At 70.9% G+C, this 19,279-nt stretch carries 15 protein-coding genes, 3 tRNA genes and 1 pseudogene; 13 read left to right on the top strand and 6 right to left on the bottom strand.

Annotated features, from left to right (window positions below; translation table 11 throughout):
• The 5 genes and pseudogenes from BZY54_RS52885 to BZY54_RS08365 all read left to right on the top strand — a co-directional run.
• Positions 1–143 (top strand): annotated as a pseudogene (locus BZY54_RS52885) (DNA polymerase III subunit gamma/tau); the annotation flags it as partial.
• Positions 144–299: 156 nt separating this feature from the next.
• A complete protein-coding gene (gene purD / locus BZY54_RS08350) occupies positions 300–1,553 on the top strand; it encodes a phosphoribosylamine--glycine ligase (protein ID WP_086724117.1) in 1,254 nt (417 codons plus the stop codon).
• Positions 1,554–1,859: 306 nt separating this feature from the next.
• On the top strand, positions 1,860–3,899 hold the full coding sequence (locus BZY54_RS08355; RefSeq protein ID WP_244217032.1) for an RAD23 family protein: 2,040 nt from the start codon (positions 1,860–1,862) through the stop codon (positions 3,897–3,899).
• A gap of 197 nt (positions 3,900–4,096) precedes the next feature.
• Positions 4,097–5,626, top strand: coding sequence for a N,N-dimethylformamidase beta subunit family domain-containing protein (locus tag BZY54_RS08360; RefSeq protein ID WP_086724121.1), 1,530 nt, complete (start codon positions 4,097–4,099; stop codon positions 5,624–5,626).
• Positions 5,627–5,777: 151 nt separating this feature from the next.
• Positions 5,778–6,677: a phosphoribosylaminoimidazolesuccinocarboxamide synthase gene (locus BZY54_RS08365; protein WP_086724122.1), complete on the top strand. Its 900-nt coding sequence runs from the start codon at positions 5,778–5,780 to the stop codon at positions 6,675–6,677.
• Positions 6,678–6,719: 42 nt separating this feature from the next.
• Here the strand turns inward: BZY54_RS08365 and BZY54_RS08370 are convergent.
• The 4 genes from BZY54_RS08370 to BZY54_RS08385 form a co-directional block, all read right to left on the bottom strand.
• Positions 6,720–6,795, bottom strand: a tRNA-Gly gene (locus BZY54_RS08370).
• A gap of 382 nt (positions 6,796–7,177) precedes the next feature.
• Positions 7,178–7,250: transfer RNA gene (locus tag BZY54_RS08375), tRNA-Gly, on the bottom strand.
• 80 nt (positions 7,251–7,330) lie between these two features.
• Positions 7,331–7,402, bottom strand: a tRNA-Gly gene (locus BZY54_RS08380).
• A 145-nt stretch (positions 7,403–7,547) separates the two neighbouring features.
• On the bottom strand, positions 7,548–7,865 hold the full coding sequence (locus tag BZY54_RS08385; protein WP_028421372.1) for a histone-like nucleoid-structuring protein Lsr2: 318 nt from the start codon (positions 7,863–7,865) through the stop codon (positions 7,548–7,550).
• A gap of 362 nt (positions 7,866–8,227) precedes the next feature.
• Here BZY54_RS08385 and purS point away from each other — a divergent pair, with 362 nt between their 5' ends.
• From purS to purM, 6 genes are all read left to right on the top strand, one after another.
• Complete coding sequence (gene purS / locus BZY54_RS08390; protein WP_086724124.1) at positions 8,228–8,500, top strand: phosphoribosylformylglycinamidine synthase subunit PurS; 273 nt, start codon at positions 8,228–8,230, stop codon at positions 8,498–8,500.
• Positions 8,497–9,177: a phosphoribosylformylglycinamidine synthase subunit PurQ gene (gene purQ, locus BZY54_RS08395; protein WP_086724125.1), complete on the top strand. Its 681-nt coding sequence runs from the start codon at positions 8,497–8,499 to the stop codon at positions 9,175–9,177. Before purS ends, purQ begins: the two co-directional genes overlap by 4 nt.
• Positions 9,174–11,432, top strand: coding sequence for a phosphoribosylformylglycinamidine synthase subunit PurL (gene purL / locus BZY54_RS08400; RefSeq protein ID WP_086724127.1), 2,259 nt, complete (start codon positions 9,174–9,176; stop codon positions 11,430–11,432). The genes purQ and purL overlap by 4 nt, the downstream gene beginning before the upstream one ends.
• A 308-nt stretch (positions 11,433–11,740) precedes the next feature.
• Entirely contained in the window at positions 11,741–12,538 is a 798-nt protein-coding gene (locus tag BZY54_RS08405) for a maleylpyruvate isomerase family mycothiol-dependent enzyme (protein WP_086724129.1), read from the top strand.
• Between the two features lie 236 nt (positions 12,539–12,774).
• Complete coding sequence (gene purF, locus BZY54_RS08410; RefSeq protein WP_086724131.1) at positions 12,775–14,304, top strand: amidophosphoribosyltransferase; 1,530 nt, start codon at positions 12,775–12,777, stop codon at positions 14,302–14,304.
• A 43-nt stretch (positions 14,305–14,347) separates the two neighbouring features.
• A complete protein-coding gene (gene purM, locus BZY54_RS08415; protein WP_086724133.1) occupies positions 14,348–15,424 on the top strand; it encodes a phosphoribosylformylglycinamidine cyclo-ligase in 1,077 nt (358 codons plus the stop codon).
• 114 nt (positions 15,425–15,538) lie between these two features.
• On the opposite strand, the gene BZY54_RS08420 is transcribed toward purM, so the two are convergent.
• Both BZY54_RS08420 and BZY54_RS08425 read right to left on the bottom strand, forming a co-directional pair.
• Positions 15,539–15,787: a DUF3073 domain-containing protein gene (locus tag BZY54_RS08420; protein WP_086724134.1), complete on the bottom strand. Its 249-nt coding sequence runs from the start codon at positions 15,785–15,787 to the stop codon at positions 15,539–15,541.
• A 319-nt stretch (positions 15,788–16,106) separates the two neighbouring features.
• Positions 16,107–17,207 (bottom strand): Leu/Phe/Val dehydrogenase, encoded by a 1,101-nt coding sequence (locus BZY54_RS08425; protein ID WP_086724136.1) that lies wholly within the window; start codon positions 17,205–17,207, stop codon positions 16,107–16,109.
• Positions 17,208–17,439: 232 nt separating this feature from the next.
• Between BZY54_RS08425 and BZY54_RS08430 the strand changes: the two genes are divergently transcribed.
• Together BZY54_RS08430 and bldC are read left to right on the top strand one after the other, a co-directional pair.
• Positions 17,440–18,309 carry a DUF8083 family protein gene (locus BZY54_RS08430; RefSeq protein ID WP_086724139.1) on the top strand — a complete coding sequence of 290 codons (870 nt, stop codon included), beginning with the start codon at positions 17,440–17,442 and terminating at the stop codon, positions 18,307–18,309.
• Between the two features lie 543 nt (positions 18,310–18,852).
• The gene (gene bldC / locus BZY54_RS08435; protein ID WP_003949541.1) at positions 18,853–19,059 is read left to right on the top strand and encodes a developmental transcriptional regulator BldC; all 207 of its coding nucleotides are present in this window, start codon (positions 18,853–18,855) and stop codon (positions 19,057–19,059) included.
• The last annotated feature ends 220 nt before the right edge of the window (positions 19,060–19,279 follow it).

The raw sequence follows: 19,279 nt of genomic DNA on the forward strand, positions 1-19,279 counted from the left end.
CCCCCGAGCCGCCCCCCGTCGCTCCCGAGGACGACATCCCCGAGGACGACGACCCCGACCTCGACGAGTCGGCCCTGTCCGGTCACGAGCTGATCGTGCGGGAACTGGGCGCCACGGTGGTGGAGGAGTACACGACCGAGTAGCGCCACCGGGAGAGCCGGTGGCGCCACCGTGCGTGTGGGGTCGGGCACGTCGGCGTATGAGAGGAACGCGCGTCGGAGGAACGTACGAACGTCTCCGGGCCGTACCCTCGGCAGCCCGCACAAAGGGCTTCTGCCTCCTGCCGTTAGGCTGACCCCGTGAAGGTCCTCGTCATCGGCAGCGGCGCCCGCGAGCACGCCCTGTGCCGTTCCCTGTCCCTCGACCCCGCCGTCACCGCGCTGCACTGCGCGCCCGGCAACGCCGGCATCGCCGAGGTCGCCGAGCTGCACCCGGTCGACGCCCTCGACGGCTCGGCCGTCTCCGCGCTGGCCACGGAGCTCGGCGCCGACCTCGTGGTCGTCGGCCCGGAGGCACCGCTGGTCGCCGGGGTCGCCGACGCCGTGCGCGAGGTGGGCATCCCGGTCTTCGGTCCCTCCCGGGCGGCCGCGCAGCTCGAGGGCTCCAAGGCCTTCGCCAAGGACGTGATGGCCGCGGCCGGCGTCCCCACGGCCCGCTCGTACGTCTGCACGACGGCGGAGGAGACCGCCGCGGCCCTCGACGCCTTCGGCGCGCCCTACGTCGTCAAGGACGACGGTCTCGCCGCCGGCAAGGGCGTCGTCGTCACCGGCGACGTCGAGGCGGCCCGGGCGCACGCCGCGGCCTGCGACCGTGTGGTGGTCGAGGAGTACCTCGACGGTCCCGAGGTCTCTCTCTTCGCCATCACCGACGGCGAGACGGTGGTCCCGCTCCAGCCCGCCCAGGACTTCAAGCGCGCGCTGGACGGCGACGAGGGCCCGAACACCGGCGGCATGGGCGCGTACTCCCCGCTGCCCTGGGCCGACCCCGAGCTCGTGGACGACGTCCTGCGGACCGTGCTGCAGCCCACCGTGGACGAGATGCGCCGCCGGGGCACCCCGTTCTCCGGCCTCCTCTACGCCGGCCTCGCGATCACCAGCCGTGGCGTTCGGGTGATCGAGTTCAACGCCCGCTTCGGCGACCCGGAGACCCAGGTGGTCCTGGCCCGCCTCCAGACCCCCCTCGCCGGTGTCCTGATGGCCGCGGCCACCGGCAACCTCGCCCATCTGGAGTCCCTGCGCTGGAGCGAGGACGCGGCCGTCACGGTGGTCGTCGCCTCGCACAACTACCCCGGCACCCCGCGCACCGGCGACCCGATCACCGGCCTCGACGAGGTCGCCGCCCAGGACGCCCCGCTCGCGTACGTGCTGCACGCCGGCACCAGGCGGGACGGCGACACCGTCGTGAGCGCGGGTGGCCGTGTGCTGTCCGTCACGGCGACCGGCAAGGACCTGACGGAGGCACGTGAGCGCGCCTACACCGCCGTCGGCCGCATCCGCCTGGACGGTTCCCAGCACCGTACGGACATCGCGGCGAAGGCCGCGGCGGGCGCGTAGCAGCCGGACCTCTCAAGGCGCCTGTCGCCGACCTCTCCAGGCGCGTTCCAACGGTCAGGCCCCGGACTCGATCCGGGGCCTGACCGTTGCTGTCCGTCGCCCACCTCTGACCAAAGCCATTCCATCGAGTGAGCGATGGCCTATACGGCTGACGCGGGGCGGGGCCCCAACTAGGGTGCGGCGCAAGCGTTCCGGCACTTGGCCCACCGGCATTGCGATGTCAGTGGCGGGTGCCACAGTGGGGGAGTGAGCAATACAGGGCAGGCAGTACAAGTCGGCAGGGGGTGACGTCGGGTCGTGACCGGTATGGGTGTGGAGGTAGGTGCGCAGTCCGCGCGCTCCCGAGCCCTCGCCGTGCTGCACGTACGCAGCCGGGCGCTGGCCGTCGCCCTGCTGCCCGCCGCCCTCGCCGTGATCCTGCTGGCCGGCGGCTCCACCGGCCACTTCGTGGGCCGGGGCTGGGACATCGCCCGCTGGGTGGTGGGCGCCGTGGCGGTGGTCGTCCTGCTCGCCGCCGTCGGCATCGGACTGGTCGTCGCCCGTGCCCGCCCCGCCATGAGCCCGACGGTCCCGATCCCCGAGGAGTCCGCCCCGGACCTCTACCGCCTGGTGCGCGACCTCGCCGACCGTCTCGACGTGCCCGTCCCGTCCGCCATAGCGCTCACGCCGGACTGCGACAGCTGGCTGGAGGACCGCACCCATCCGGCCCACGGCCCACCCCCACAGACCCATCGGCACCACCACGACGAGCACGACGACCGCCGCCGCCGAGACGCAGGCGGCGACCACGGCGCCCGCGGCGAGCCGTCCGGGCTGCGTGGCCTGTCCTCGGCCCGCCCACGCCGTGCGGCGGCGGCTCCCGTCCTCGTCATCGGCTCCCCGTTCCTGTGGTGGATGCGCGTCGGCGAGCTGCGGGCCGTCCTCGCCCCCGTGGTCGCCGGGACGGGACCCTCGGCGCACCCGGACATAGCAGCGGCCCGCCGTTTCGTCCGCGGTCTCGACGCGGCGGTGGCCGTCACCTCGGCGCCCGGCCGCCGTCCCCTGGCCGGTACGGTGTGCGCGGGCGTCGGCTGGGTGGCCCGGCTGCTCCTGCGCGGCTGCCGGGAGTACGCGGCCGAAATGGAACGGGGAGTGGCGGCCGCGGCCGCCGAGCGTGCACAGGCTGTGGACTACGGCGTCAGAATCGTCGCCCAGGAACAGGTGGGCCTGGCGTACGCGGGCTGGGACCGGTTGCTGACGCGGGTCGCGCTCCCCGCCTGGCGCATGGGCCGCTGGCCCTCCCGGCTGGACGCGGGCGTCGTGGCCGCCCTCACCGAGCTCTCCCGCCGCGACCGCCTGGCCGAGGGCTTCGCCTCCCGGCTCGGCGAGCGCCCCGCCTGCGATCTGCTCGAGGAGCCCGGCGTGGTCGACGAGGCCGCCTCCCTGCTGGCGGCGCGGCTGTTCCACGGAGGTCCGGCCGAGCACGGCCCGGACTGGTCCCCAGTGGACTGGCAGGAGTACCCGGAGGAGGTCGTCGACCGCAAGTGGCGCACCGACGCGGCCCGCCTCCACCGGGTCCTGGACACGCTCGGCGTACGCCGCTCCCCGAACCCTCCGGCGCACGACCCCCACGGCCCGACCCTGGCCCGCGTCCTGGACCACCTGTCCACCCCACCGCACACCGCTCCCCTCACCGCCACGCCCGCTGCCTCCGCCCCCGACTCGGCGCCACCCCCGGCCCGGAACCCGGTGACGTCCTCCGGAGACGCCGAGAGCACAGCGGACACCAGGAGCACCCCGGCCGCCGAGCGCTCGACAGAAGCCGAGGCAGAGACCACGCCGGTCACCGACACCACACCGGCCCCTGACAGCACGCCAGGCGCAGAGCGTACGACGGAGGCCGAACGCGAGAGCACACCATCCACCGGCGGGGACGAGGAAGCCGACATGGCGAACGAGCGGAGTGCCGCGCTCGCGGCCGGGCTCAGCGCCGAGCTGGCCCGTGAGGAGGCCGCCGCACCCGCGCCCGGGGCGGCATCGGCGGGAGCGCCCGAGCAGTTCCACGGGGCGCTCCCACCCTGGGACGACGGCTCGCTCCCGCTGTTCCCCCTCCAGCCGCCGCGCACCGGCCGGGACCTCCTCGCAGACCATGTCACCGCGATGGTCTGCTGTGCGGCGATGGACACCGCCGGCGCCACTCCGGGCCTCGACTGGCTCGACGGCCCTTCCCTCCTGATCAACGGCGAGAGAGCCGTCGACCTCGGTTCCAAGGTCCGCGCCCTGATCGAGGACGGCGATCCGGTCCCGCTGCGCACCTGGCTGGTCGATTCGGGCATACGTCCGGAAAAGCCCGTGCGGCTCGTCTGACGTGCGTCGACGTCGGGACCTCGAGTCTCTTACCGGATCCCTGGCTTCCACTTTCGGTCAATTCGCAACGAGTAGTGACAGCATGCGTGCGTAATGTGATGTGCTTGGACCGATCGCGCACCTGGCAAACGCACACGACATACGACAACCCGCACCGCGGCACGACATACCACGGGGGCTCGAGGGAGGGGACGGCCATGGGATCGGAGCGGATCCGGCGCTGGGAGTCGGGAGCACTCGCGCACGCCGTGACGGACCCCTTCGGCCAGGGTCCCGTCCCCTGGCTGCGCGGCAGCGAGACGTACTTCGACGACACGGGCCACGTCGTCCCCTGGTACGTCGACGCGCAGCCCGAAACCGGCGCGGCACCCGGCGCCACCGCGGCGAGCGGCGCGACCGCCACCGCGCCTCGTGTGCCCGCCCCTCGTGCGTCCCTCGGCGGCCCCCGCTCGGCCGACGACGTGCGCCGCCAGATCAAGGGCTTCGCCTCCAACGGCGCGGTCACCCCCGGAGAGGCGATCGACTTCCACATCACCGTCGACCCGCCCCAGCAGTTCAGCGTCGACGTCTACCGCATCGGCCACTACAACGGCGACGGCGCCGCGAAGATCACCACGAGCCCGCGGCTGTCCGGCATCGTCCAGCCCCGGCCGCTGACCGCCGACCGCACGGTCTCCTGCCACCACTGGTGGCTGTCCTGGCGGCTGCAGGTCCCGTCGTACTGGAGCATCGGCGCGTACGTCGCCGTGCTGACCACCGCCGACGGCTACCGCTCCCACATCCCCTTCACCGTGCGTGACAACCACCCGGCGGATCTGCTCCTCCTCCTGCCCGACGTCACCTGGCAGGCCTACAACCTCTACCCGGAGGACGGCCGCACCGGCGCCAGCCTCTACCACGCCTGGGACGAGCACGGCAGGCTGCTAGGGGAGGCGGACGCGGCGACCACGGTGTCCTTCGACCGCCCGTACGCGGGCGCGGGCCTGCCCCTGCACGTCGGCCACGCCTACGACTTCATCCGCTGGGCCGAGCGCTACGGCTACGACGTCGCCTACGCGGACGCCCGCGACCTGCACGCCGGCCGCGTGGACCCCACCCGCTACCGCGGTCTGGTCTTCCCCGGGCACGACGAGTACTGGTCGATCCCCATGCGCCGCACCGTCGAACTCGCCCGTGAGCACGGCACGTCCCTGGTCTTCCTCTCCGCCAACACCATGTACTGGCAGGTGGAGCTGGGGCCTTCCCCGTCCGGCGTCCCCGACCGCCTGTTGACCTGCCGCAAACGCAAGGGGCCGGGCCGGCCGGTGCTGTGGCGGGAGATCGACCGCCCCGAGCAGCAGCTCGTCGGCATCCAGTACGCGGGGCGCGTCCCCGAGCCGCACCCGCTGGTCGTGCGCAACGCCGACCACTGGCTGTGGGAGGCGACCGGAGCGCGGGAGGGCGAGGAGATCGAGGACCTGGTCGCGGGCGAGGCCGACCGGTACTTCCCACGCACCCCGCTCCCCGACCACCAGGACCGCATCCTGCTCGCGCACTCCCCGTACACCGACCCCGAAGGCGTCCTGCGCCACCAGGAGACGTCGCTGTACCGGGCCCCGTCCGGAGCCCTGGTCTTCGCCTCGGGGACGTTCGCCTGGTCCCCGGCCCTGGACCGCCCGGGCCACGTGGACGCCCGTGTGCAGCGGGCCACGGCGAACCTCCTGGACCGCATCTGCAAGCGCGACTGAACCGCCTCCGCGAGCGCGACTGAACCGCAGCCGCCGGCGCGCCCGAGCCACATCCACGAGTGCGACCGAGCCACCGGCTCCACCCACTGTCCTGCTCGGGCTTCCCATACGGGACAATCGAGCCACTTGGACAGAACCACGGGGAGGAACCGTGTCCGGATTCGTCGAAAAGCCCGAGCCGATCCAGGTTCCGGGCCTGGTGCATCTGCACACCGGCAAGGTGCGCGAGCTGTACCAGAACGAGGCGGGCGACCTCGTGATGGTCGCCAGCGACCGTATGTCCGCCTACGACTGGGTGCTGCCCACGGAGATCCCCGAGAAGGGCCGCATCCTCACGAAGCTGTCCCTGTGGTGGTTCGACCGGCTCACCGACCTGGTCCCCAACCACGTCATCAGCACCGAGGTCCCCGAGGGCGCCCCGGCCGACTGGGCCGGCCGCACCCTCGTCTGCAAGTCGCTGCGGATGGTCCCCGTCGAGTGTGTGGCCCGCGGCTACCTCACCGGCTCGGGTCTGGCCGAGTACAACGAGTCGCGCACGGTCTGCGGCCTGGCCCTGCCCGAGGGACTCGTCGACGGCTCGGAGATCCCCGCCCCGATCTTCACCCCCGCCACCAAGGCCGAGGTCGGCGAGCACGACGAGAACGTCTCCTACGAGGAGGTCGCCCGCCAGGTCGGCGCGGAGACGGCCGCGCAGCTCCGCCAGGCGACCCTCGCCGTCTACGGCCGGGCCCGGGACATCGCCCGCGAGCGGGGGATCATCCTCGCCGACACCAAGTTCGAGTTCGGCTTCGACGGGGAGACGCTGGTGCTCGCCGACGAGGTGCTCACCCCGGACTCCTCCCGCTTCTGGCCGGCCGACCAGTGGCAGCCGGGCAGCGCGCAGCCTTCGTACGACAAGCAGTTCGTGCGTGACTGGCTGACCTCCGCCGAGTCCGGCTGGGACCGCAAGAGCGAGCAGCCCCCGCCGCCACTGCCGGAGCAGGTGGTGGAGGCCACACGGGCCAAGTACGTGGAGGCCTACGAGCGGCTGACGGGCACGAGCTGGTCGTAGGACACGCGAAAGCCCCCCGGTGGAGACCGGGGGGCTTCTCACTGGAGCGGACGACGAGGCTCGAACTCGCGACCTCAACCTTGGCAAGGTTGCGCTCTACCAACTGAGCTACGTCCGCATTGCGCCGTGGCGCGAGAGCAACTATACCCTGCCCGCCGGTGTGGTCCGGCACCCTTTTCGCCGGTGTGGTCCGGCACCGGCCCTGCGGTGTGGCCCGGACCCCGCCTTCCGGAGTAGCCCGGCACGGGACCGAATCGCCGGCACCTCGCGGCACGGGGCCCGCATCACGGCGGGGCGCCACGGTCACCACCAGGTGAGCCACCGCCTGGCCTCGGCGCAGGTACTCCCGCCTCCCGCCGCTCGGCCCAGGTGAGCCACTCCGGGCGGCCGCGGTGAGCCGGTCCAACTGCTCTCGCCAGGCGCGGTTTTGTGAGCCGAAAGATCTACGGCCCGAAAACGAAAAGATCCCGGTCCCACAGGGGACCGGGATCTCATTCCCGAGCGGACGACGAGGCTCGAACTCGCGACCTCAACCTTGGCAAGGTTGCGCTCTACCAACTGAGCTACGTCCGCATTGCCTCCGACCGGCTCCCACCGATCGGTGCGAGCACCAGCCTACCTGATCCACAAGAGTGGTCGGGACCGTGGTGCAGAGCGGGTGACAGGAATCGCACACTGCGCCTTCCCCCTGGAAGGGGGATGTTCTGCTACTGAACTACACCCGCATGGACTCCGTGGGATCGGCCTTTCGGCCTGGCCCCTCGGCGTGCTCCAGACATTAGCTGATCAACAGGGGGGTTGCGCAAGTCGCCTGAACCCAGGGGCCGCTGACGGCCCCTGGGTCACCTCCCGTGGCTGCGCGCCCGCTCGTCACTGGGCCGCGCTGAACGCCTCGTAGACCTTCTTGGGGATGCGGCCGCGTGCCGGCACGTCCATCTTGTTGGCCTGGGCCCAGGCCCTGACCGCAGCGGGGTCGGGTGCGACCTCCGTCTGCCGGTACGCCTTGCCCGACCGCGACCGCTTGCGGCCCGCCTCCACGTACGGCGCGAGCGCCTTACGCAGTTTCTTGGCATTGGCTTGGTTCAGGTCGATCTCGTAGAACTTGCCGTCGAGTCCGAAGGCGATCGTTTCCGCCGCTTCCGAGCCGTCGATGTCGTCAAAGAGAGTGACCACGACACGCTGCGCCACGAATATCGGTCCCTTCGTGCGACACCTCTGCGCCCACCTGCTCCGTCATGCCCTTCGCGGCATGCGGAGATGTTCGGAGATGCCGACTGTCCGCCTGTTATCGGAAAAGTATCGGCTGTTGCCAATTCATTTGTACAGTGCCGGGCATTGCGAAGTGAAGCCCCGACTAAATCTCTCCGCGTGTCCTGGTCAATACCGGTGTCCAGCACGGAACGCCGAACTTTTCCCGAACTTTTCACTTCGCTCCCGGCCGCTGCGCGACCGTGACGGCCGTCACGTAGATTCCTACGAGTCTACTCGCGTAGAAATTTCGTGCGGGTAGTCTGAAGGAACCTGCTCAGCACCACACACCGGGAGTGCCAGTGGCACGCGTCGTAGTCGACGTCATGCTCAAGCCGGAGATCCTCGACCCCCAGGGCCAGGCGGTGCAGCGCGCACTGCCGCGCCTGGGTTTCGAAGGCATCTCCGACGTACGTCAGGGAAAGCGATTCGAACTGGAAGTGGACGGGCCCGTCGACGAGGCCGCGCTCGCCCGCATTCACGATCTTGCCGAATCCTTCCTCGCCAACACCGTGATCGAGGACTTCACCGTCAAGGTCGAGTCCGAAGCCGTAGTCGCGGAGGCCTCGAAGTGACCGCTCGTATTGGCGTCGTCACTTTCCCGGGCAGTCTCGACGACCGGGACACCCAGCGCGCGATCCGCCTCGCGGGTGCCGAACCGGTCGCCCTGTGGCACAAGGACAAAGACCTCAAGCAGGTCGACGCCGTGGTGCTGCCCGGCGGTTTCTCCTACGGCGACTATCTGCGGGCCGGCGCCATCTCCCGCTTCTCGCCGGTGATGGAGACCCTCATCGAGCAGGCGAAGGCCGGCCTGCCGGTCCTCGGCATCTGCAACGGCTTCCAGGTCCTCACCGAGGCCCACCTCCTCCCGGGCGCCATGCTCGGCAACGACCACCTGCACTTCGTCTGCCGCGACCAGAAGCTGCGGGTGGAGAACGCCTCCACCGCCTGGACCAGCGACTACAGCGAGGGCCAGGAGATCTTCATCCCGCTGAAGAACATGGACGGCCGGTACGTCGCCGACGAGTACACCCTGGACAAGCTGGAGGCGGAGGGCCGCGTCGCCTTCCGTTACCTGGACGTCAACCCCAACGGCTCGCTGCGGGACATCGCCGGCATCACCAACGAGGCCGGGAACGTCGTCGGTCTCATGCCGCACCCCGAGCACGCCACCGAGCCGCTGATCGGCACCGGCCGCACCGACGGCCTGCCGTTCTTCACCTCGATCCTCAAGAAGCTGGTCAACGCATGAGCAGGACGCCTCTGGACACGGTCGAGCACGCGGCCGCGACCCCCGACGTCGAGCTGCCCTGGGCCGAACTGGGCCTGAAGAAGGACGAGTACGAGCGGATCGTCGAGATCCTGGGCCGCCGCCCCACCGGCGCCGAGCTCGCCATGTACTCGGTGATGTGGTCCGAGCACTGCTCGTACAAGTCCTCCAAGGTCCACCTCCGCCAGTTCGGCGAGAAGGCCCCCGAGAACGACGCGCTGCTCGTCGGCATCGGTGAGAACGCCGGAGTCGTGGACGTCGGCCAGGGCTACGCCGTCACCTTCAAGGTGGAGTCGCACAACCACCCCTCCTACGTGGAGCCCTACCAGGGCGCGGCCACGGGCGTCGGCGGCATCGTGCGCGACATCATCGCGATGGGCGCGCGCCCGGTCGCCGTCGTGGACCCGCTGCGCTTCGGCGCCGCCGACCACCCGGACACCAAGCGGGTGCTCCCCGGCGTGGTCGCGGGCATCGGCGGCTACGGCAACTGCCTGGGCCTGCCCAACATCGGCGGCGAGGTCGTCTTCGACGCCTGCTACCAGGGCAACCCGCTGGTCAACGCGGGCTGCATCGGCGTCATGCGGCACGAGGACATCCACCTCGCCAAGGCCTCCGGCGCGGGCAACAAGGTCATCCTCTACGGCGCCCGGACCGGCGGCGACGGCATCGGCGGCGCGTCGATCCTCGCCTCCGAGACCTTCGACGACGCCAAGCCGTCCAAGCGCCCCGCGGTGCAGGTCGGCGACCCCTTCCAGGAGAAGCTCCTCATCGAGTGCACCCTGGAGGCGTTCGCCGAGAAGCTGGTCGTGGGCATCCAGGACCTGGGCGCGGCCGGCCTGTCCTGCGCCACCTCCGAGCTGGCCTCGAACGGCTCCGGCGGCATGCGCGTCACCCTGGACGACGTCCCCCTGCGCGACTCCACGCTCTCGCCCGAGGAGATCCTCATGAGCGAGTCGCAGGAGCGCATGTGCGCGGTCGTCGAGCCGGAGAAGGTCGACCGGTTCCTGGAGATCTGCGCCAAGTGGGACGTCATCGCCACCGTCATCGGTGAGGTGACCGACGGCGACCGGCTGGAGATCTACTGGCACGGCGGCAAGATCGTCGACGTCGACCCGCGCACGGTCGCGCACGAGGGCCCGGTCTACGAGCGTCCCTACGCGCGCCCCGAGTGGCAGGACGCGCTCCAGGCCGACGACGCGGGCAAGCTGCCCCGGCCGCAGTCGGCCGAGGAGCTGAAGGCGCAGGTCCTGAAGCTGGTGGCGTCACCGAACCAGGCGTCCAAGAAGTGGATCACCCAGCAGTACGACCACTTCGTGCAGGGCAACACCGTCCTGGCCATGCCCGAGGACTCCGGCATGATCCGGGTCGACGAGAAGACCGGTCTCGGCGTCGCCCTCGCCACGGACGGCAACGGCCGCTACGCCAAGCTCGACCCGTACACGGGCGCGCAGCTGGCGCTGGCCGAGGCGTACCGCAACGTCGCCACCACCGGCGCGAAGCCGCTGGCCGTCTCCGACTGCCTGAACTTCGGCTCGCCCGAGGACCCGGCGGTGATGTGGCAGTTCGCGGAGGCCGTGCGCGGCCTGGCGGACGGATGTCAGCAGCTGGGCACCCCGGTGACCGGCGGCAACGTCTCGCTCTACAACCAGACCGGCGAGGCGGCCATCCACCCGACGCCGGTCGTCGCCGTCCTCGGCGTGATCGACGACGTGGCCCGCCGTACGCCGGTCGCCTTCCAGGAGGAGGGCCAGCTGCTGTACCTCCTCGGCGACACCCGTGAGGAGTTCGGCGGTTCGGCCTGGTCGCAGGTGGTCCACGACCACCTGGGCGGTCTGCCGCCCAAGGTCGACCTGGAGCGCGAGCGGCTGCTGGCCGAGATCCTGATCTCCGCCTCCCGCGACGGCATGATCGACTCGGCGCACGACCTGTCCGACGGCGGCCTGGTCCAGGCGGTCGTGGAGTCGGCCCTGCTGGGCGGCAAGGGCGCCCGTCTGGTCGTGCCGGACGGCCTGGACGCGTTCACCTTCCTGCTCTCCGAGTCCGCGGGCCGGGCGGTCGTCGCCGTGCCGCGCTCGGAGGAGGTCCGCTTCAACGACATGTGCGGCGCGCGCGGCCTGCCCGCCACCCGCATCGGTGTCGTCGACGGGGACACGATCGAGGTCCAGGGCGAGTTCGAGGTGACGCTCGCGGAGCTGCGCGAGGCCCACGAGGCCACCATCCCGGCGCTGCTGGCGTAGCCCGCCGTACGACGCCGAAGGCCCCGCCCGTCGCAACGGGCGGGGCCTTCGTGTCCCGACCCCGGGGCACCTGTCGGTAGACGTCGGGCCGGTTGCCGGCCGCCGGGAGCCGCACGGCGAGGTGACCGTCCTCGACGGTGTGCACGACGCGACAGCCACCGGCCCTGAGCCGCCGGCGGGCGTTGTGGCCCCGCAGCGCCCGACGTCGAACGCGGTCGTGTCGCCGCGCTCGGGGCCCCGGCTCCGGGTGCGCCGGCGTGATCGAGAAGGCCGGGTTCCGACACGGTGGAAGGCATAGGCTCACCGTCATGCCCCCGGCCAAGAAGCGCACCCGGACCTACGATCCCGCCAGGATCCGCACGGCGGTCCTCGCTCAGCTCGGCAACGTACGGCAGGCCGTGCGCACCCTGACGCCCGAGCAGCTCGCGCTTCCCACGCGGCTGGCGGACTGGAGCGTGCGGGAGCTGGTCGCGCACATCGGCATGGCGGTCACGGCCATCGGCCGGTCCCTCGATCTGCCCGAGCCGGCGCGGCCGGACGCCTCGCTCCTGGACTGGCCCTTCGCGACCTCCGCCAACTCCTCGGCCATCGACGAATCCACGCGCCGGCTCGCCCGGGACCACCCCGACCTCGACGCCTACCTCGCGGACGCCGAGCGGGGCCTGATCAGGCAGCTCGACGCGCACCCCGGCACCCGGCTGCTGGCCACCAACGCCGGCGCCCTGCCGCTCGCCGACTACCTCGTCACCCGCACCGTCGAACTCGTCGTCCACACCGACGACCTGAACGCCGCCCTACCGGGCCTGGACATCCCCTGCGACCGCCAGGCCCTGGCCACCGCCACGCGCCTTCTGGCCGACGCCCTCGCGGCCAAGGCACCCGGCGGCTCGACCGAGGTGCGCGTGCCGCCGTTCGCCGTGGTGCAGTGCGTGGAGGGTCCCCGGCACACCCGAGGCACCCCGCCCAACGTCGTCGAGACCGACCCGCTGACCTGGATCCGGCTGGCCACCGGGCGGGTCGCGTGGCGGGACGCGGTCCAGGACGCCAAGGTCAGCGCCAGCGGGGAGCGGGCCGACCTCGCCGGGCTGCTGCCGATCATGGCGTGAGGCCGGGCCACGGGGGCCTGCGGCGCCCGAATGATGTGCGACACCTCACTCATGGCCACCCGGGCAAGGGACGCCGAGGGACGCCGACGGCACGGGCACTCCCTGGAGGCGCCCCCATGCCACGCCGCTGACCTGCAGAAACACAGAAAGTGCGCACGCGGTGGCGGGCGGTCGACCCACTACGGCCGCGCATCCCCAATTCGGACCAGTGGTCGATCTCGCCTACACTCGATGGCGTGCCACGTGGTGACGGTCGACTCAATCACGATCTGCTCCCCGGTGAGAAGGGCCCCCAGGACGCCTGCGGCGTCTTCGGTGTCTGGGCTCCGGGTGAAGAGGTCGCAAAGCTCACGTACTTCGGGCTCTACGCCCTCCAGCATCGGGGTCAGGAATCCGCGGGAATCGCGGTGAGCAACGGCTCCCAGATCCTCGTCTTCAAGGACATGGGCCTCGTTTCCCAGGTCTTCGACGAGACCTCGCTCGGTTCGCTCCAGGGTCACATCGCGGTCGGTCACGCCCGCTACTCGACCACCGGCGCATCCGTGTGGGAGAACGCCCAGCCGACGTTCCGCGCCACCGCGCACGGTTCCATCGCGCTCGGCCACAACGGCAACCTGGTCAACACGGCGCAGCTCGCCGAGATGGTGGCCGAGCTGCCCAAGGACACCAACGGCCGCTCCACCCGGGTCGCGGCCACCAACGACACCGACCTGCTGACGGCCCTGCTGGCCGCCCAGGTCGACGAGGACGGAAAGCCGCTGACCATCGAGGAGGCGGCCCACACCGTCCTCCCGAAGGTCAAGGGTGCCTTCAGCCTCGTCTTCATGGACGAGCACACCCTCTACGCCGCCCGTGACCCGCAGGGCATCCGCCCGCTGGTCCTGGGCCGCCTGGAGCGCGGCTGGGTCGTCGCCTCGGAGACCGCCGCCCTGGACATCACCGGTGCCAGCTTCGTCCGCGAGATCGAGCCGGGCGAGTTCGTCGCCATCGACGAGAACGGGCTGCGCACCTCTCGATTCGCAGAAGCGAAGCCCAAGGGCTGTGTCTTCGAGTACGTCTACCTGGCCCGCCCCGACACCGACATCGCCGGCCGGAACGTCTACCTCTCCCGCGTGGAGATGGGCCGCCGCCTCGCCAAGGAGGCTCCGGTCGAGGCGGACCTGGTGATAGCCACCCCGGAGTCCGGCACCCCCGCCGCCATCGGCTACGCGGAGGCCTCCGGCATCCCCTTCGGCAGTGGCCTGGTGAAGAACGCCTACGTCGGCCGGACCTTCATCCAGCCCTCCCAGACCATCCGCCAGCTCGGGATCCGGCTGAAGCTGAACCCGCTGAAGGAAGTCATCAAGGGCAAGCGCCTGGTCGTCGTCGACGACTCGATCGTCCGCGGCAACACCCAGCGGGCACTCGTGCGGATGCTGCGCGAGGCCGGGGCCGCCGAGGTCCACATCCGGATCTCCTCGCCGCCCGTGAAGTGGCCGTGCTTCTTCGGCATCGACTTCGCCACCCGCGCCGAGCTCATCGCCAACGGCATGACCATCGAGGAGATCGGCACCTCGCTGGGCGCCGACTCGCTGGCGTACATCTCCATCGACGGCATGATCGAGGCGACCACCATCGCCAAGCCGAACCTGTGCCGCGCCTGCTTCGACGGCGAGTACCCGATGGAGCTGCCCGACCCGGAGCTGCTCGGCAAGCAGCTGCTGGAGACCGAGCTGGCGGCCGGACCCGCGGCCACGGCCGCGTCCGACGCGATCCGGCGCCCGTAGGCGCCCGACAGCCCAGCAATCCCAACCTGAAAGATCCCAGGCAATGTCTGAGACTGCGACCGGCACGTCCGGTTCTTCCTACGCGGCTGCCGGCGTCGACATCGAGGCGGGCGACCGCGCCGTAGAGCTCATGAAGGAGTGGGTGAAGAAGACGCGGCGGCCCGAGGTACTGGGCGGCCTCGGCGGCTTCGCCGGCCTTTTCGACGCCTCCGCCCTCAAGCGCTACGAGCGCCCCCTGCTCGCCTCCGCCACGGACGGCGTCGGCACCAAGGTCGACATCGCCCGGCAGCTGGGCGTCTACGACACCATCGGCCACGACCTGGTCGCCATGGTCATGGACGACATCGTGGTGTGCGGCGCCGAGCCGCTGTTCATGACCGACTACATCTGCGTCGGCAAGGTCCACCCCGAGCGGGTCGCCGCGATCGTCAAGGGCATCGCCGAGGGCTGTGTGCTGGCCGGCTGCGCCCTGGTAGGTGGCGAGACGGCCGAACACCCGGGGCTGCTCGGCGAGGACGACTTCGACGTCGCCGGCGCCGGGACGGGCGTCGTGGAGGCCGACCGGCTGCTCGGCGCGGATCGTATCCGTACGGGTGACGCGGTGATCGCCATGGCGGCCTCCGGTCTTCACTCCAACGGGTACTCCCTGGTCCGGCACGTGCTGCTGAACCAGGCCGGACTGTCGCTGGACGCGCACGTCGAGGACTTCGGCCGCACCCTCGGCGAGGAGCTGCTGGAGCCGACCAAGATCTACTCGCTGGACTGCCTGGCGCTGATGCGCACCACCGAGGTGCACGCCTTCAGCCACGTCACCGGCGGGGGGCTCGCCGCCAACCTGGCCCGGGTGATCCCGGACACGCTGCACGCCGTGGTCGACCGCGCCACCTGGACCCCGGCCCCGGTCTTCGAGCTCGTCGGCAGGACCGGCGAGGTCGAGCGGCTGGAGCTGGAGAAGACCCTCAACATGGGCGTGGGCATGATCGCGATCGTGCCGCAGGAGTCGACCGACGCGGCCCTCGCCACCCTGGCCGACCGCGGTGTCGACGCCTGGGTGGCCGGCGAGATCACCGAGCGTGGCGAGCACGCCACGGGAGCGGCTCTGGTCGGCGACTACGCCTGACCGACCCGATCACCGGGTGACGACAGCACGAAACCCGGTCCGGCGCTGAAAGCACCGGACCGGGCGGGTGCGAAACCTACGACACGCGTTGGTACGGCAAAGCTGCTGCGGGCGTCAGGCGCCGCGACGGTGTTGCGAGGAGTCGTCCTGCTCGTCCTCGTCGTCGTCCTCGTACAGGTCGGCGTACCGTGCGTACAGGTCGTCGTCGTGCTCATCGTCCTCGAAGCGGTCGCCGTTCGGCGACTGGTTCGACGTCGATGCGCCCAGCTCCTCGGCCAGGCGTGAGAGGTCCGTCCCACCGCTGTTGTACTTCAGCTGGCGGGCGACCTTCGTCTGCTTGGCCTTGGCCCGGCCGCGCCCCATGGCTCGACCCCCTCAACGACGGGGCTCAACGGCCCCAGAGTCTGACACGCGTTCATGATCCGGAACGGGCTCTCCACAGAGAGACCGGTCCGTAGGGCTTCCACGGTACCTGAGCCCGCGCCCATACGGTACGTCGCCCGCAGGACGCGCGTGTGCGCAGAACCTTCGAGGCGCCCCGTCCTCGCTGGTCAGTGGCGATTTTAACCAGTTCCTGGCGGGCGACCCGCCGGTGGAAGTGAGAGTTCTCTCCAACCGTCCACCGGCAGGTACCGTTCCCGTGCGGGCGTGCCCGGTGGTCACCACGCGTGCGCGCTCCGTGTCACCGGGCCTTCGCGGCGCGCGCCTCCGCCATCCGCTGCTCGGCGATCCGGTCGGCCGCGGCGGCCGGCGGAATCCCGTCCTCCTTCGCACGTGCGAATATGGCCAGCGTGGTGTCGAAGATCTTCGCGGCCTTCGCCCTGCACCGGTCGAAGTCGAAGCCGTGCAGCTCGTCGGCGACCTGGATCACGCCGCCGGCGTTGACCACGTAGTCCGGTGCGTAGAGGATCCCGCGGTCGGCGAGGTCCTTCTCGATGCCGGGGTGGGCGAGCTGGTTGTTGGCCGCGCCGCACACCACCTTCGCGGTCAGCACCGGCACGGAGTCGTCGTTCAGGGCGCCGCCGAGCGCGCAGGGGGCGTAGATGTCGAGGCCCTCGGTGCGGATCAGCGCGTCGGTGTCGGCGACGGCCGTGACGCCGGTCGGGTACTGGTCGAGGATCGCCCGTACGGACTCCTCGCGCACGTCCGTGATCACGACCTCGGCGCCGTCCTTGCGCAGGTGCTCCACCAGATGGCGGCCCACCTTGCCGACGCCCGCGATGCCGACCTTGCGGCCGCGGAGCGTGGGGTCGCCCCACATGTGCTGGGCCGAGGCCCGCATGCCCTGGAAGACACCGAAGGCGGTCAGCACCGAGGAGTCGCCCGCGCCGCCGTTCTCGGGGGAGCGGCCGGTGGTCCAGCGGCACTCGCGTGCCACGACGTCCATGTCGGCCACGTAGGTGCCGACGTCGCAGGCCGTGACGTAGCGTCCGCCGAGCGAGGCGACGAACCGCCCGTAGGCGAGCAGCAGCTCCTCGGTCTTGATCTGCTCCGGGTTCCCGATGATCACGGCCTTGCCGCCGCCGTGGTCGAGACCGGCCATGGCGTTCTTGTACGACATGCCGCGGGCGAGGTTCAGTGCGTCGGCGACGGCCTCGGCCTCGCTGGCGTACGGGTAGAAGCGGGTACCGCCGAGCGCGGGGCCCAGGGCGGTGGAGTGGATGGCGATGACGGCCTTGAGGCCGCTGGCGCGGTCCTGACAGAGCACGACTTGCTCGTGTCCGCCCTGTTCCGAACGGAACAGGGTCTGCAGTACGTCGGACGCGCCGGTTACGTCGGTCACGGTGGTGACTCCCAGGTAAATAGCGGCGAGCTGGGTTGGGCTCCCGTAAGGGTGGCGGGGGCCGTGCCGGAAGATTAGACCCTGATCACGTCCGCGACGGGCCCAGTGGTCGGGATCACCCTCCCTCGGAGTAGCTTGCCACTCGCACGTGGGACGATTTGCAGTGGTTTTCCGTCCGTCCGGGCGCGGGCCGTGCGGGTTTCGGGTCCGGTCCGCTGGGGAGGGAGCAGGCGTGCCCAAGGTGTCCTCCGTGGTCGTTCCGTACGCGACCTACTTGCGCGTCTACGAGCCGCTGGCCGCCTTCCCCGAGCCAGAGCGCAGCCACTGGGCGCGCTACGCCCGCCGCCCCGACCGCCCCTCCTACCAGGACGAACTGCGCCGCTCGCTGGCCGACCTGCTGCCCACCCCGCCGGTGGCGGTGCCGGTGCACGAGAGCCGGGACGCGTTCGTGCTCGACGTCGACGGGGTGGTCTGCGTCTGCCCCTGGCGCACCCGGCTGCGCGGCTGGCAGGCCCTGGGCGAGCTCGCCGAGGAGCTGCCCGCGGTGGTGCTGGACGCGGTGCTGCCCCCGGTCGTCCGGCGCCAGGCCACCCAGGACTACGAGCGCTGGCTGGCGGGCAACCCGGACGCCCGCCCCTGGATCCGCACGGCGACCTGGCAGGTGCCGCTGAACTGGTTCGTGCTGGTGTCCGACGAGGAGCGGGAGTACGTCAAGGGGGCGGGAGGGCCGGCGGACGCCGGTGGCTTCCCGCGCGAGGCGCCGCTGCTGCGCTACCGGACACCGATGGTGCAGGCTCGGCGGCGGGTGGCGCGGGGGCTGCGGGCCCTGCGGGACGCCATCGACGAGAGCCCCCTGATCGACGGCCTGGTGGACGTGGGCCGCTGGCTGGAGGAGTTCCATCCGCGTTCACTGGTGGAACTGGACTACGGCGGCCTGGTGCACGTGCTGCCGGCCGGTGATCTGGAGGGCGACCACTCGGCGGCCGACGTCGCCCAGGGGATCGAGGCGCTGCGTGTGGGCGACGGGGTGGCAGCGGGCGAGGCGTACGCGCGGCTCGTGGAGCGCTGGCGGGCGGTGCGCGACCTGCGGTCGGCGAACTGACGGCACACCAGGCGCGAGCGGAGTGACCTGGATCACGGCTCGAACACCGTCGAACAGCGTACGGTCAGGTGCATTTTGGCGGAGCTGACGGGACGTAGGTCTCGATCCGGGCGTTCGTCCCAAGGGTGACGGACGGCACTTACAAGACCCTTGCTCTACTTGCCCCTCCTCGTGCCAAAATAGGACAAGGAGCTCGGGGAGTGCTCCCTCTGCCCAATCATGCTCCGCTATGGGTGGAATCTCAGCATTGCACGCTTTGGGGGGTCTAGTGACTTCCTGATCAGCCTGTGACTGATCGTCACAGCGGTGTGACTGTCCGTTATGGCACGGTCCATCGGCTTCCGTCGGTGATGAACACCTGGGAGGGCAATTCCATCGGTTTGGCCGACGCGGCTGGACAGATGGTGTAGTTGTAGTGCCGAGGACAAGCCGTTCGTCCTATAACCGACTCGACTCGCGTCCGCCATTTCGGGCAACGCGGGTCAAGGTGCAGAATTTAGAGGAAAGAACCGAGAAGGTTCGGTTCTCCCGAGGAGGCCGCTCATGACCGCTCGCACCCCTGATGCCGAGCCGCTGCTGACCCCCGCCGAGGTCGCCACCATGTTCCGCGTCGACCCGAAGACGGTCACGCGCTGGGCGAAGGCCGGCAAGCTCACGTCGATCCGTACGCTCGGCGGGCACCGCCGCTACCGCGAGGCCGAGGTCCGCGCACTGCTCGCGGGCATCCCGCAGCAGCGCAGCGAGGCCTGAACAACTTCATAACCGGGCAAACCGGCTGGTCCCCCAACCGGCCGTCGTGCCCGGACCCATAGCTCCAAGCGACGCGGGCCCTGCCCCAACAGGTCCCACGCCCAACCAGTCAGAGCTTTCGGGCAAGTGCAAAGGGTGCGTCGTCGATCGCGCTGGACTCCGCCGGGTCCAGCGCGATCTTTTTTGTGCGCTCGGGGTGGTCTGCGGGGCGGCGCTGTGA

This window comes from Streptomyces carpinensis (assembly GCF_002154505.1).
In the GTDB taxonomy this organism is placed as follows: domain Bacteria; phylum Actinomycetota; class Actinomycetes; order Streptomycetales; family Streptomycetaceae; genus Streptomyces; species Streptomyces carpinensis.

What these genes read in the sequence shown, in the direction of transcription:
- BZY54_RS08360 (WP_086724121.1), top strand. Translation starts at nt 4,097, where the DNA reads ATGGGATCGGAGCGGATCCGGCGCTGGGAGTCGGGAGCACTCGCGCAC.
- BZY54_RS08355 (WP_244217032.1), top strand. Translation starts at nt 1,860, where the DNA reads ATGGGTGTGGAGGTAGGTGCGCAGTCCGCGCGCTCCCGAGCCCTCGCC.
- purL (WP_086724127.1), top strand. Translation starts at nt 9,174, where the DNA reads ATGAGCAGGACGCCTCTGGACACGGTCGAGCACGCGGCCGCGACCCCC.
- purM (WP_086724133.1), top strand. Translation starts at nt 14,348, where the DNA reads ATGTCTGAGACTGCGACCGGCACGTCCGGTTCTTCCTACGCGGCTGCC.
- bldC (WP_003949541.1), top strand. Translation starts at nt 18,853, where the DNA reads ATGACCGCTCGCACCCCTGATGCCGAGCCGCTGCTGACCCCCGCCGAG.
- BZY54_RS08405 (WP_086724129.1), top strand. Translation starts at nt 11,741, where the DNA reads ATGCCCCCGGCCAAGAAGCGCACCCGGACCTACGATCCCGCCAGGATC.
- BZY54_RS08420 (WP_086724134.1), bottom strand. Translation starts at nt 15,787, where the DNA reads ATGGGGCGCGGCCGGGCCAAGGCCAAGCAGACGAAGGTCGCCCGCCAG.